The organism is Bacillus sp. FS02, from assembly GCF_024398395.1.
GTDB lineage: Bacteria > Bacillota > Bacilli > Bacillales > Bacillaceae > Bacillus > Bacillus altitudinis.
Genome location: NZ_CP074101.1, coordinates 1,728,089 through 1,742,165 on the forward strand (window position 1 = coordinate 1,728,089; position 14,077 = coordinate 1,742,165).

Sequence of the window (14,077 nt, forward strand, 5' to 3'; positions counted from 1 at the left end):
CAATCCAAGTATATCATACATATCCTTACAATGTCTGTCCTCTTTGCCTGCGATAAACAGGAAAAAGCCCCTTATTCAGGCGGCTCTTTTTGCTCTGTTAAATATCTGAGAATGCCTTTATAAATCGAAGCAGCAATTTGATCCTGATATTTAGGAGTCGCCAGCTGACCAGCCTCTTTTGGATTCGATAAAAATCCGATTTCGACAAGCGCTCCTGGCTTCGTCACATTTTGCATTAAATAAATCCCGTTGATTCGCTTCGCCTTGCGATCTGTGTTTTCAAGGTTGTTGCGCAATTCATCTTGAATGAACTTCGCTGCTTTTTCATTCTCTTCATACTTTCCGTAAAAGAACGTCTGTGCCCCGCTCCATTTGTTCGATGGGATCGCATTTAAATGAATGCTTAAATAGAGATCCGCTTCAGATTCATTGATGACTTTCACACGGTTTCTCAAATCCTCCGCTTTCTTTCGGGCATAACCCTTTGTATTCTTTGATGATAAATCAGAGTCATCCTCCCGGGTCATGAGAACAAGCGCTCCCTGCTCCTGCAAATAGTCTCTTATCTTCATGGACACATCCAGTGCAATCTCTTTTTCGAGCAACTCGCCGCCAACAGCACCGCCATCTGGACCGCCGTGACCCGGATCTAAATAGATGATCTTGCCGCTCAAAGGCAAGTTCCACGATTTCCACGAATCATCATTTAGAAACTGAAATCTGAATAAGAATAAGAGGACAATAAACCCGATTAAAAACCCTGTCCATTTCAGCTTTCTTTTCATCCCTGTCCCTCCCATACACCATTATTTTATAGATATGGGACAAGGGCTGGAAATATGCTTAGTGCAGTCGAAGCTTATGCCTTTTTTCTGATTCCCGAAAGCCTTCCTGCCACCACTTACTTAAAAATTCCTTCGCAAATGGATACATACACGACATCTTACGCTCCATTCGGAACATATTCCCCCACGATTGCAAACACCCTGCTAGCTCCTCAACCAGCTCATCTTCTTCATGAACTGACCGCTTTTTTATATCATCGAAAGATTCACCATACTTACTCGACTCACCGTATCTCCCACCTGCTAAAAAAGCCTCAATGGCGAAATCGATACAGCCATCACTCATAATCCCAGCTGGATCATCTGCAAATGGGAACAACTTCCTCGTGAATTTCTCGGAAGCGACCGTCACCTGTTGAAGAGACAATGTACGCAACAGTTTCTTTTCAAGCGTGACATCTCGTTTTGTTTTCAATTGATAAAATGAAAGAACTTCTGCCATGGACTGAACTCCTTTTTTTCTTTGTATTGTTCGTTGGTTTGAACAAAACATGCAGTTCAGTAAATGGAAATCAATGCGCTAACGGATTGGGAAATTGTGATAAAATGAACATTTATATATAGAAAGAATAGAAAAGGGGCAAAATTCATGAAGAAGTGGATGTATATCCTGTTGCTACTAACAGTCGTCTTATCTGGATGCGGCAGTCAAGCGAACGAGCAGAAGAGTGACATAAAAGGAATAGAAGACATATCATTAAAACAGCTCTCCAAACACAAAAATTCTTATATTGGAGACAATGGAGCAGTCGGCGCTATTTTATCAGATCTTCCAGGTAACGTGATTCGCGAGTATGAAATTGTAGATAAAAAAGCGCTAAAAGTGACATACGGCGTGAAAGAAAATACCAATGATACAGAAGAACAATTTGATTCATTTTGGTTTGATAAGAAGGATACGATTGAAAAAAACTACTTATATAATGCATTGGCACTTTTTATTCTTATCGATAACGTGGAGCAAGTGACACTCCAGATGAACGCTAAAGACGAGCCATCCGTCACGTTTAAAAGAAAACAGCTAGAGAAAAAGCTGCCTCATTCTTTTAAAGTATACAAAGACGATACAGCGCTTTGGCAAAAAGAACTGGTTGATGGAGTTGTGCAGTCAAAAGGTAAACGTCAAGATGTATACAAAGCGTTTCCCATCAAGAAATAATAAAAACAGAGGGCGTCACCCTCTGTTTTTTGATAATTATGTAGTAAAAGCTTGAATCAATCGTTGTCGAAAGTTTTGATCTGCTACTATGGTAAGTATAAATTCATCGAACACTTCCCCCATCCAGTGAGAATTCTCCGCTTTCAGGTCATTGATGAATAGAGAAATCGATATAGTTGATGTATCCGTTTTTCGATATAAAGCAGCAGTGACAACAAACAACGTCGATCCACCTTTATACCAAATATATTGATCTGTTTCCGTCTTCAATATTTCTCCCAGCACAATTTGGCTAAAAAGACGCTTTTCTTCTGTTGTTAACAGCTCATCCTGTAGACGTTTCATAAAATGTGCATATTGATTCGTTGTAGACCTTGTCATCTTTTGCGTCAGTAAAGATTGAATACGCAAGCTTAACAAGTTCTTTTTCATCAATTTTTCTTCTAACGCCTTTTTATGCTCCGGGTCATTCTTCATGATATGAAAAATCTCAAACATCAGAGATTTGTATTGTTCATCAGTTACATCGCTTATTTGCTTTAATGCATCCTGCTCATGATCAGATACATAGGCTGGCCACAACACCTTGGGTGTCAGCGGCATGAGTTCATCATGTTCTGTAAGACCTGCTTGTTTCATCTGATTATTGATCTTCTCTAAGCCCAGCAGGTCAATCAAATAATCAGTACAAGCATTCGAACTGAATTGCATCATCCCTTTGGCAACATCTAATAAAGTTGCATGCTCAGAAAAATCGTTGACCTCTAGCCAGTATGTGTGAGCACCGCCATCGGTTCTATCAATATAAAACCGCTCTATATCAGACAATGCCACTTTTTCATTTAGCTTGATGTCACCGCTGGATACAGCTTTAACAAAATGAAACAAAACCATTAATTTCATCGTACTTGCAAGTGGTGTTTTTTGATTACCATTCCATTCTAATACCACATCTTCATTTTCAATAATTGTTACTGATACGTTCTTTTTGTTTTTCCTGACAAATATCAAAAGATCCTCTTTTGTTTTCTTCAAATGTTTCTCCTTTCCAAACCACTATAGATTCTCGTCTCCAATATAACAAAAATTTGAAACAAAGGCACAAAAAAGCAAAGGGTTGTGAATACCTTTGCTTCTTGGTGTGTTTATTTACGAAGAAGATGCAGTTTCATCCCATCATGCGTAGCTTCAAATCCCAACTTTTCGTAAAAACGGCGTGCTTCTGGCCTCTGTTTGTCTGTTGTCAGCTGAATCATATGACAACCGCGGTCACTTGCGCGTTGAATAGCCCGTTTGATCAACAATGTGCCAATTCCTCTTCCTCTATGAGTCATGGCTGTACGAACTCCTTCTATTGAAGCTCTCCATCCACCTTGATACGTTAGAAATGGAATCATTGTTAATTGGAGAACACCGACTACCTCTTCCCGATCACAAGCGACGATTAATTCATTATTGGGATCCGCTTCGATCGAATGAAAGGCATTGAGGTAGCTTTCTAATAATGGACGAGTGTAGCGTTCTCTGTTTTGGCCTAATTTGTCATCTGAAAGCATCAAAACGATTTTGTCGAGGTCTCCTTGGACGGCTTCTCTAAATGTCAATTGATTCAGATTCAATGAACACACCCCCTATAATGGAATGGAAACTTTTATTCATTCGCCAAAATACCAATTAACAGCGTTTTCATATAAAATTTTATCCGCTGCTTCCTCATCAAAAAGATGTTGAATCAATTCAATATCACCGTATTCAAATGGACGTTTCGCTCTTGTAGATGGAAGGTCTGTACCAAACATCAGTGCATCAGGATTCGTTTGATAAATTGATGTCAACGCATGTTCCACGTTTAAATCAACGCGTCCAAAACCTGTTGCTTTCACTCGAACCCCTTTTTCAACCAGCTTGAGCAAATGCGGCAAACCTTCTTCAGATAAGCCTAGATGATCAATGGAAACGGCCGGCAGCTGTTCAAGCGTTGATGAGATGTCAGGGAGATACTTAGCGTCTATGTAAATCTCACTATGCCACCCAGCCAGCTCATACACCCTTCTCGCAAAATAATCGAGCTTCGAAATATCCTCCGAACCGCCCCGCTTCACATTAAAACGTAAAGCCTTGACCCCATGTTGATCCAAATGAACAATCTCATCGTCAGTTGCTGTAAAAGGTAATTGTGTCACACCGCAAAAAGCCGGTCCCATTTCATCTAGTGCTTTCAACAAATAGCCTTGATCAAAACCCTGAAATGACCCTGACACAATCGCTCCACCTACAATCCCCAAATCAGCCGTCTCTCTCCTATAATCATTCACCACATAAATCGGCGGTGTATATCCTTGGTTTTCTTGAATAGGAAAATCAAAATCAATGATATGAAAATGTGCATCAAAGATCCTCATGCCCACGCCCCTCTTCTGCTTATTTGACCTGATTATATCAATTAAAAAAGCCAGAGAATATTCGTGATGATGAATCACTTCATATTATAAAAACTTATTAATCCTTCTTTACAAACCATTCCTCTTGTAAGATGGCATAATAAAACTCATCCCACCACTCATTTCCTTGTGGTATACATTTTTTAAAATATCCCTCTCTCCTCATCCCCATTTTCTCCATCACTCTCCACGATGGCACATTTTCAGGCTGACAAGTGGCAATGATTCGATGTAAATTTATTGTGTGAAAACCATGATGTAGGACAGCATACGCCGCTTCAGAAGCATAGCCTTTGTTTTGATATGCAGAATTGAAGACCCAGCCAATTTCATATGTGTGCTCACCAAAGTAAGGATGAAACACGATATGCCCGATGCATGTATGATCTTCTTTTAATAGAACAGCAAAATTCTTGGCCGTCTCAAGACGATTATTTTTGACAAAATCCCGCGCCTCTTCTTTAGAAAAAACACCTTCTGGCATATACTTCATCACCGCTAGATCAGATGTATATGTATAGACATCCTGCCAATCATCCTCAATAAACGGTCGAATGAGACATCTTTCTGTCGTTAGATTCATAAATGCCATCCCCCTTTAACATCATTTTTTAAACAAAAACCTGACTATGATCCTATTTTATATGTTTCCAGACAGAAAAAAACACAAATAAAAAAAGCACCAGCAAGATGCTGATGCTTTTCATATAGGGTTTGTCTGTACAAACCTTTGTAAAACGTCCATACAATATAAAATTGATTAACGTTTTGAGAAATATACTTATCAATTTCAAGTATATTGAATCCACTTAAATCCATTTATATCAACGTTTTGGGAATTGTTATTTGGATAAAAGAGTATGAAATAGGATTGAAAATGATATTACTTGAACCAATTTGAACCAAAATGATGCTAGTTGAATACATTGTTAAATTATATTATTGAATTCTCGCTTTACTAATTTCACTTTAAATACTAACTAAGAGACGGCACTTCCCATCATAGCTTCTTCCATTAAATGAGTCATAATAACTTCTGTTTTTAAATTAAACATTTCTTTATCGTAGCTATCTGGTAATGTATCATCTAAGATTTCTTCAACTTCAAATTTAACCGCTTGTCTTGGTTGTTCATCTTTATACCAATCAATGACATTCGTTTTACTTTGGTCATTTTTAATAGACTTGTATATTCTCTTTGCAGATAACTTTACTTTTTCTTCTTCTTTTTTCGTTAGTTTATCCTTTTTTAACAGGTCATATATTTCTAGTTCTTTCTCAGTTAATCCTTCTCTTACGTGACGTTCGTCTTCTTTCTTCAGATTATCTACAAAATCAACTAAGTCTTCATAATAATCTTCATTTGTCGAGTTGCCAGCATTGTAGCGATTGATTAATTCTTTATATCGCTCTACAAAATTAGTACGAGTTTTATTATCTTCTAAAAGTTTATCCAATTTATCTTCAATAAATGATCTCAGCTCTTGAATCTCTATGTTTTTATAAGGGGACTCTTTTATTGTTTGACGAATATCATCTGTATTTATTTCTGATAAATTTAATGTTTTCATTGTTGTAATTTCGTATTTATTTTCGCCAGCATCTTCATTAACATAGCTTGATTGTACACTTAAATCTAGCGTTCTACTAAGTGCTATTTTTGCGCTCTCTATATTTTCATCTCTAACAGATGCTTTAATCATATCACCTAGATAAAATATAATCGGAAGATAATTATTTTTCCAATCGAATTCAAAAATTTCTGGTTTACAAGCTTCATATATGTTCTTACATAAATTTACATATATCTTAAATTCCTCATGATATTCATCTTTATCCAATAAAATATTCGTGTACTGTTGAAAGAGATCAATCTGATCAAACGTTTCATTCCTTTGAAGTATTGCATCTAAATTTATATTTAGCTGTTTACAAAATCCCATTGTTTCTTGGATAACATTTTCTAATAATTTTATTTGCTCCTCAATATTTTTCACAGGCATGTTATCATCATTATCAGGATTTGCATAATCACCAAGAGCTTGCTTCATATATTTAAATAAGTTTAGATAGTCAACAATTAACCCAGAATTCTTTCCTGGAAACACTCTATTAATCCGTGCAATTGTTTGCATTAACGTATGACTTTTCATCGGCTTATCTAAATAAATGATTGAGGTATTTGGTGCGTCAAATCCTGTTAACCACATGGCACAAACAAATACAAGTGATAATGGATGGTTAGGATCTTTAAAATTGTCTTCTATGTCATGCCCATTTTCATCAATGTGATTCATTCGTTCACGATGTTTCTTAAAATCTAGACCCTCATTTTTAAACCTTTCATCATCATCGCCATCTTCACTAACAACAACAGCCATCTCTAATTGTTGCATATATTTAATTTGATTATTAAGTTTTTCTCGTTCTTCTCTTGATGAAGCAATGGAACGCTTTTGATATAATTCTTTTAACTTTTCATTCCAGTAATACTTTACTTTGTCATACATTCGTACAGTAGTGAATTTGTCTACCGATATAACCATCGCTTTACCTAAATATCCTCTGTTAGGGAAATGTTCAACAATGTCTTTTGCAACTATATTTAATCGGTCATCCCGTTTTAACACTTCATTCGTTTTCGAATAGTAGTTAGATAGCTTTTCCTCTTCTTCAGGAGTCAGGTTTTCATCTTCAATGATTTCTAAATAATCATCTTCCAAAAAGTCATTTGTTAACCATACTTCAGGCACTCTTCTTGAGTAATATAAAGGTACAGTTGATCCATCTTCAATCGATTGGGCAAAGTTATATTCACTAACATAATCTCCGAACCATTGATTCGTAAGACGTTTAGAACCTAACAAGGGGGTCCCTGTAAAAGCAATATATTGAGCATTAGGTAAAGCCGTCCTCATGTTTTCTGCTAATGATTTGTATTGCGTACGGTGTGCTTCATCTACAATAACAACAATATCATCACGATCTGATAATAATGGATATTTCTTCCCTTTGTCATAGCGGAATTTTTGTATTAGTGTAAATAAAAACGGCTTGTTCGTTTGCAAATCGCTTCTTAAAGCAGCGCCATTTTTGGGTTTAGCCGATTCTTCTTCAGTGACTGTCTCCGTTCTTAGAAAGTTTTTATAAAGTTGATCATCTAAATCTTGACGGTCAGTAACAATTAAAAATGTGAAGTTACCTGTCATTTTTCTATTAATCTTATTAATAAACATCGCCATTGAATAAGATTTTCCACTACCTTGCGTATGCCAAAATACACCTAGTTTACCATTCAATTTCTCACGATTCTTAAATGGTTTAATGGCTTTATTAACACCTAGGAACTGATGGTTTTTAGCTAGGATTTTCATTCTTTTGTTCTCATATAAAATAAAGTTTTCCACATAGTCTAGTAACGTTCCACGTTGCAATAAACTATCTAAAAGGTATTCAATACTTGTTCCATCTGACCGAATTAACTTACGATCTACTTTATCCTCTTCTGTAGCTCTTAACCATTCAAAGAAGTGATTATAGTGTGCTGTATAACTACCAATTCTTGTTTCTGTTCCATTCGACAGTACACAAAACTGGTTAAAGTGGAATAGTTGCGGAATATCACGAATATAATCTTTCAGGTTCTTTTCATAAGCTGTTCGTAACTTTATATCCGAATTCTTTAGTTCGATAAAGACTAATGGTAGTCCGTTCACAAATAGAAGTAAATCTGGTCTACGGTGTTGTGTTTCTCCCTTAATCCACATTTGTGAGACAACTGTAAAAGTATTATTTGTTACAGTATTATAATCCAGTATTCGGATTGTTTCGTGTTTCTTCTTACCATTCTTTTCAAACCGTACACTAATACCGTTTTTTAACTTTTTATAGTTATCATAATTGATTACTTCTAACTCTTTATCCGAAAATGGTATCCTGAACTCTTCTACAACTTGTCTCAGAAAATACTCTGGAATATTGGGGTTTAAATCCTTTAGACTCTGATATAAAATTCCTGGTAGGACCACTTCCTGAATATTAGAGCGACCAGTCCCGTCTTCCTCATATTCTAATACGTTCAAAGAAGAAAAAACTTTTGTAGAATTAATATTTGCGTCTATCCATTTATATTGACCCTTATCCGTTAAAGATTGAATACACGCCTTTTCAATCATATCTTCCGTAATAATCTTCCGCATACTACCCCTCCTCTACTTCACCTCAATTGTACCGTTCATCAAACGCGGTAACAGGAGATCTCTTTGTTTTTTTAAGTTCTGGTTAGATAACATTATCATTTTTATTTTTTCCAAAAATGGTTTTGTTATCGTATTAAATTCTACTAATAATTTATTACTCGGATATAATATTTTTAACCCTTCAAATTTACCCTTACTTAAGTTAGTCATCGTAGCTCCAGTTGCCCCAAACAGTTCAATGGTTTTTTTCATAGACTTTAAAGTAAAGAAAACCCATTCTCTTAATACAGAATCTTTTAGTATTATAGAATTGATCTGTTGATTGGTGTGAGCAGGAAACATATTTAGTGAAACTACCCCGCCAGTACCTATACAACTTACCATTATAGAATCTTCGGGAAGTAATTTATTAACCTGGCTTTCACTTCCTACATTACTCAAATAACTTTCTGTTTGTGCTGTAAATACATTTCCGTGCATATCAGGTGTTTTAATAAACATTATCTCTCCACCATAATATTCTAGTACTTTTGTTGAAGGAGTTTTCCCAGTAATGACTTCTCCAAGGCTTTTCACTCTCTTTACTTCCCAACCTGCAGGAATACCTTTTTCAAGTTTAGTATTTTCATAACCAGGAAATCTCATTCGAACAAACCATTCTTTATAAACTTCTTCGGCTAATTTCTCTAAGGTTTCTATTCTACGATTATTATTTTCAATTAGTTCATCGTAAGTAGAAAGGAAGTTTGCTATTTTTTCTTGAACTTCCAAATCAGGAATATTTATTTTTAGTTTTTTAATAAAATTACTATCTGCTCTCTGTCGTCCACTCGCCCCACTCATACTATTAATTGCCGGTAACACAATACTATCGGTTTGAGCTAAATAACTAACAAACTCAGTTAATGTTTTGTTTTGTTTTCCTCTAAAAACGAAAAATTCTGTAGACCCAAATCCCTTGTCTGAATTTCCCAAAAAACCTCTCGCTATTTTTCTATTTTCCAAACAAGGAGTTATCCTAGAGAATAACACATCTCCAGACTTAAATTTACTAGAACTCTGTCCCATATATTCTTCCCTATTTTTTTCAAATACATTGAAAGAACTTTCGTCTATATCAGCTATCCCGATATAGGGATATTCTTTGTTTTTTTCTAATTTCACTTTTGGGTTAAACTCAATTACATCCTGAAACCTAACCTCTCTCCACTCACTCATATTCAATCACCAAGCTATCTAAATTACGTTCAATTTTCTTTTCTAATACTTTTGCTTCATCATTCAGTAGTTTCAACTCATCATTTAATCCCGCTAAATTTGCTTTAAACTCCTCGGCTGTCATTCCATCATCTTCAATAACAACCCCTACATACCTTCCCGGGTTAAGCGAATAATCTTGGTCGATAATCCCGTCTTCTCCTTCTAGGTTTGCTACTTTGCATAGGCCGATAACATCTTGATACTTTCCATTAGGAAATCGTTCTAGTAACCAATCAATTTGCTTTTGGAAATACTCTTTTTCTTCTCCTGCTTCTGATTGATCCCTACTATCTTCATACTCTTTTATTAATTCATAAAAGCTTGCAGAATCTCCTTCATATAAGCGCGTAATAATAGATAGATTCTTTATTTGTTCATCGGAGAACTCTCTAAAAGTTCGATTTATTTGTGTAAATATATTTCGAGCATCTATAAATAGTATTTCATCTTTCTTTTTTTGTTGTTTATCAAAGAACCATAATGTAGCAGGTAACGTTACCGTACTAAACATATTCGAAGGGAGGGTAACCATCTGCGAGATTACACCATCTTCTATTAAACTCTTTCGAATTTCTCTTTCACTATGTCCTGCATCTGAAGCTGAGTTTGCCATAACAAGTCCCGCTCTTCCTGTTTCATTTAATGCAGTCGCAAACTGGTTAATCCATAGATAGTTTGCATTAGGTACTGTTGGCTTCTTTCCCTTCGTTTGAGGAACACCATAGGTATTAAACCTCTTTTGGTCTTTTACTAGGTCTAATTCAACATTATCTACGTTAAACGGAGGATTAGCTAACACATAATCAAAGTTTTCAAAAGAATCGTAGGGATCTGCATAATAAGAGTTCGCTTCTGTTATTTCCCCACGAATATTGTTTAAAAATAAGTTCATTTTTGCTAACTTAACTGTTTCCCCTGTTCGTTCCACACCATACGCCCTTAAATTTAAAGGTGTCCCACCATTTTTTTCTTTATGTTCATTTGCATAATGTGCTGTTTGTACAAACATCCCACCTGAACCACATGCAGGGTCTAAAACTTTCCCTTCCGATGGTTGTAATACCTCTACCATATAACGAACAACGCTTCTTGGTGTATAGAACTCTCCTCCACCTTGACCTTCTGCCAGTGCAAATTCACCTAGAAAGTATTCGTATACTTCACCGAATATATCATTATCGACATCTGTTGGAATGTCATGGAAGTTTCTTAATAAACGGTTTAAAATTTTGTTATTATCATCTGAACTCAAGTCATGGTAACTGTCTTTCGGTAATACGCCTACAAAATCGGGTGAATATTTTTCTATACCTTCCATCGCTGCTTTTATTTTATTTGCAATGTCTTCTTCTTCACTAAGATTTAGTAGATACTCGTAACGCGAATGATCAGGTAAATAAAATCCACATTTCTCAATTGCAATTTCCTCTATATTCTTTTCACGTCTTCCGCCTTTTAAAGCTTCATACTCTTCTTCAATTTCTTCTCTGTATAGTTCAAATTTACTATCCGCGAACTTTAGAAAGATTAGTCCTAATACCGGTGTAGAATATGCAGATGCTTTTAAACCTGAATTAGCACGAAGCTCATCTGCTACACCCCACAGTTTCTTCTTTAACTCATTTATTCTATCTTGCTTCAATTCAATTTCCCCCTATAAGGTAATAACAATACAAATAACAATTCTTACTAAAATTTATAGTTCATAATGAATTATTTATTTGTATAAAACTTTTAATTTATATGAACAAAATCATTTTCCTGTAGCTCCAAAAGGTCTACTTGATTTACAATTGCTACGTTTTGAAGATATAGCCCTAAAGCATTGGGTCCTTTGATTATTCCATATCTTATCTTTCTATTTATATTCTATCATATAAAGGACTTGCTCAATTATATCCTGAAGAAAAAAAGGGAGTTGTTTCTCTCTTTTAAATATAGCCTCTTTCTTTCAGGCTAGTAAAACTGTTATCGCTATTTACTACTAAGTGATCGAGTACTGCGATAACATTATTTTCCGTATTTAAATAAATAACAAAAAACACTTCACGATCATCACGACCAATAAAGCGAGACGCTATCTTTGCTCCGTCATCTGGACTACGATTAATGTAATTAACACCTTCTTCTGCCTCTCGAATAATTTGTTCAATGCGAACAACCTCTAAAATGGTTTCCATATAGAGAATCTTCGCATCGATTAATGTCAAGTGGCGTAAGTAGCAAAGCTATCAAGTGATTCGTATATGTTTTGGGGAAGCCCAATGAATTAGGGTGCGTTAAAAGCGAAATTTGCTTTCTTACGAATCCTTATCCTACTTGGCTGACTCATAACACCCGAAGAACGAAGACCCTTTACATAATCGATAATTCGTCTCTGCTTTACAGACGAAATAGGAGATTATAATTAGGGGAGCTGAAAAGGAAAAAACTTGCGAATATTCCACTTCCATTTCAAAAGGGTATTATGCACTTGCACTATTTCATATTCATTCAAATTTTAACTTCACAAAAATTCATCATTTTTTATATTTATTATGAATTTCTAGCATATTAGTAACATATTTAAATAGATTGTTTACAAGAAGTTTTTCTAAGCCTACTTCATTTTTAATTATTATCGCTTGTAGATAGAGCTCAAAAGCATTGTGCCCTTTCATTGTTTCCATATCATACTTTTCCATCTCTATAATGTCATATAATATTTTGCTTAATTCATCTGAAGTAATAATATCATGGAAAAATTCATCATCTAGATTTTTAAAATTCTGATTGCCCAAGTCAATATTAAATATTTTTTTATTAAAATAACCCATCAATATTGCACTATTTCTTTCCCACATTTCAGTAAATGATTTTACAAATACAGTAAATCCAGCATTTTTAAAATCTACAGCTAAGCCACCAAATTGACCAGCGTTGCTTATAAAATCATCAATATTTATTTTATCCTTTTTTAAAATAAAGTCAGGAACAGTTATTTGATTGTGACCTCTTTTAGTTAGCCCTTCCATAAACAGTTGTGCAAATCTATTATTCCCTATTAGTAATTTGATAAATAAATTAGATTGATATTCTAATTCTTGATCTGCTTCATTCATAAGATACTGAATTCCTTTAAAGTGTTTTATATTTGCAAAAAAAGGATAATTTATTTCAAACCATCGTTTCGATTCTTCTTCTATCGTATTAATGTCTTTGAATAAAAGTTCCAGGAAACCCTCAAAATACACTGACAGTCGGCGGAACTCTTCAAGATTCCTTTCTATTAATTCTTCGGCATCCTTCTTTGCTTTATCTAATGGTTTCCGTTTTTTTAGTTCGTTATATACCTCGTCGCAATCTTTTTGTGTAATTCTAAGATCAATTAGAGGATAAATAAATTCCTCTTTGCCACTTTTCTTATTATTATAAGTTGCTCCATTCATGATAATAGATAATATGATTAGCTTAACAGTATCCTCTCTTTCTTTATCACCACCAAATATTAACTCCTTTTTAGAACATCCCATAAAATCAGGTAATAGGTCTAATTGTCACTTTGTCAGCAAATATGGATTTCTATCTTTTAATACATTTACATTTTCAATATTTGATAGACTTTGCTCATTTAACGGATGCCTAGACCCTATTTCTTCCTCATCCAAATTAGCCAAAAAGTATGACACAAATTCCATTCGATTATACTTTTTTCTATATCTGAATTCTTTCACCCTTCTTCCGATATTTTCATATATATATTTTTTAAAATTTATCACATTACACACTCCTTTTTACCTATGTAGAAAAATTAACACATTTCTATTATATTCTACAATAAACTGCTTACTATTCCCAGTATGATAGAGATAGTTAAAGAAAGGAGGCGCAACGCCAATGCTATCTAAAGGTTATCACTTGTCTTCAATGCACTGGTCATATCCAAATATAATCAGCATTGATAATTTCTTGGAAGATTTCAAAAACGAGTTAACCAAAAATAGTGTAGAGGATACTCTTGAGTTTCTTGAAGATTACAGAGAGAAACTCAGAGAAGACACTGTTACACTCGTTTTTGGAAAATGCAGGCTGGAAATCCAGGGGATTGATGAAGCGGATAATACTATCCGAGGTCTTATATTTGTTTTAGAAAATAACTTCTAAAATAAATAGCAACACGGGTGCCATGGAAAA

Annotated in this window: 14 protein-coding genes; 2 read left to right on the top strand and 12 right to left on the bottom strand. The window is 34.9% G+C overall.

Annotated elements, in window-relative coordinates; all coding sequences use genetic code 11:
• Nucleotides 1-71 precede the first annotated feature (71 nt).
• The gene (gene cwlD, locus KFQ09_RS08680; RefSeq protein WP_017359175.1) at nucleotides 72-785 is read right to left on the bottom strand and encodes an N-acetylmuramoyl-L-alanine amidase CwlD; all 714 of its coding nucleotides are present in this window, start codon (nucleotides 783-785) and stop codon (nucleotides 72-74) included.
• Nucleotides 786-843: 58 nt separating this feature from the next.
• Nucleotides 844-1,287: a YbaK family protein gene (locus tag KFQ09_RS08685; RefSeq protein WP_255836204.1), complete on the bottom strand. Its 444-nt coding sequence runs from the start codon at nucleotides 1,285-1,287 to the stop codon at nucleotides 844-846.
• A 147-nt stretch (nucleotides 1,288-1,434) separates the two neighbouring features.
• On the opposite strand from KFQ09_RS08685, the gene KFQ09_RS08690 reads away from it, so the two are divergent.
• A complete protein-coding gene (locus KFQ09_RS08690) occupies nucleotides 1,435-2,004 on the top strand; it encodes a DUF4825 domain-containing protein (RefSeq protein WP_255836205.1) in 570 nt (189 codons plus the stop codon).
• A 36-nt stretch (nucleotides 2,005-2,040) separates the two neighbouring features.
• Here the strand turns inward: KFQ09_RS08690 and KFQ09_RS08695 are convergent, their stop codons facing one another.
• The 10 genes from KFQ09_RS08695 to KFQ09_RS08740 all read right to left on the bottom strand — a co-directional run bounded on the left by KFQ09_RS08695 (nucleotide 2,041) and on the right by KFQ09_RS08740 (nucleotide 13,662).
• Nucleotides 2,041-3,039 carry a class A beta-lactamase-related serine hydrolase gene (locus tag KFQ09_RS08695; RefSeq protein WP_255836206.1) on the bottom strand — a complete coding sequence of 333 codons (999 nt, stop codon included), beginning with the start codon at nucleotides 3,037-3,039 and terminating at the stop codon, nucleotides 2,041-2,043.
• Nucleotides 3,040-3,149: 110 nt separating this feature from the next.
• Nucleotides 3,150-3,623 carry a GNAT family N-acetyltransferase gene (locus tag KFQ09_RS08700; protein WP_255836207.1) on the bottom strand — a complete coding sequence of 158 codons (474 nt, stop codon included), beginning with the start codon at nucleotides 3,621-3,623 and terminating at the stop codon, nucleotides 3,150-3,152.
• Nucleotides 3,624-3,659: 36 nt separating this feature from the next.
• Nucleotides 3,660-4,406, bottom strand: a complete 747-nt coding sequence (locus KFQ09_RS08705; protein WP_255836208.1) for an amidohydrolase family protein — start codon at nucleotides 4,404-4,406, stop codon at nucleotides 3,660-3,662.
• 97 nt (nucleotides 4,407-4,503) lie between these two features.
• Nucleotides 4,504-5,028, bottom strand: a complete 525-nt coding sequence (locus KFQ09_RS08710) for a GNAT family N-acetyltransferase (protein ID WP_255836210.1) — start codon at nucleotides 5,026-5,028, stop codon at nucleotides 4,504-4,506.
• Nucleotides 5,029-5,425: 397 nt separating this feature from the next.
• Nucleotides 5,426-8,644 (bottom strand): type I restriction endonuclease subunit R, encoded by a 3,219-nt coding sequence (locus KFQ09_RS08715; RefSeq protein ID WP_255836211.1) that lies wholly within the window; start codon nucleotides 8,642-8,644, stop codon nucleotides 5,426-5,428.
• Nucleotides 8,645-8,656: 12 nt separating this feature from the next.
• Nucleotides 8,657-9,862 carry a restriction endonuclease subunit S gene (locus KFQ09_RS08720; RefSeq protein WP_255836213.1) on the bottom strand — a complete coding sequence of 402 codons (1,206 nt, stop codon included), beginning with the start codon at nucleotides 9,860-9,862 and terminating at the stop codon, nucleotides 8,657-8,659.
• Nucleotides 9,855-11,546: a type I restriction-modification system subunit M gene (locus tag KFQ09_RS08725; RefSeq protein WP_255836214.1), complete on the bottom strand. Its 1,692-nt coding sequence runs from the start codon at nucleotides 11,544-11,546 to the stop codon at nucleotides 9,855-9,857. The genes KFQ09_RS08720 and KFQ09_RS08725 overlap by 8 nt, the downstream gene beginning before the upstream one ends.
• Nucleotides 11,547-11,835: 289 nt before the next feature.
• A complete protein-coding gene (locus KFQ09_RS08730) occupies nucleotides 11,836-12,084 on the bottom strand; it encodes a JAB domain-containing protein (RefSeq protein ID WP_255836215.1) in 249 nt (82 codons plus the stop codon).
• A gap of 339 nt (nucleotides 12,085-12,423) precedes the next feature.
• A complete protein-coding gene (locus KFQ09_RS08735; protein WP_255836216.1) occupies nucleotides 12,424-13,416 on the bottom strand; it encodes a hypothetical protein in 993 nt (330 codons plus the stop codon).
• 24 nt (nucleotides 13,417-13,440) lie between these two features.
• Nucleotides 13,441-13,662, bottom strand: coding sequence for a hypothetical protein (locus tag KFQ09_RS08740; RefSeq protein ID WP_255836217.1), 222 nt, complete (start codon nucleotides 13,660-13,662; stop codon nucleotides 13,441-13,443).
• 118 nt (nucleotides 13,663-13,780) lie between these two features.
• On the opposite strand from KFQ09_RS08740, the gene KFQ09_RS08745 reads away from it, so the two are divergent.
• Nucleotides 13,781-14,047, top strand: a complete 267-nt coding sequence (locus KFQ09_RS08745; protein WP_255836218.1) for a hypothetical protein — start codon at nucleotides 13,781-13,783, stop codon at nucleotides 14,045-14,047.
• Nucleotides 14,048-14,077 lie beyond the last annotated feature (30 nt).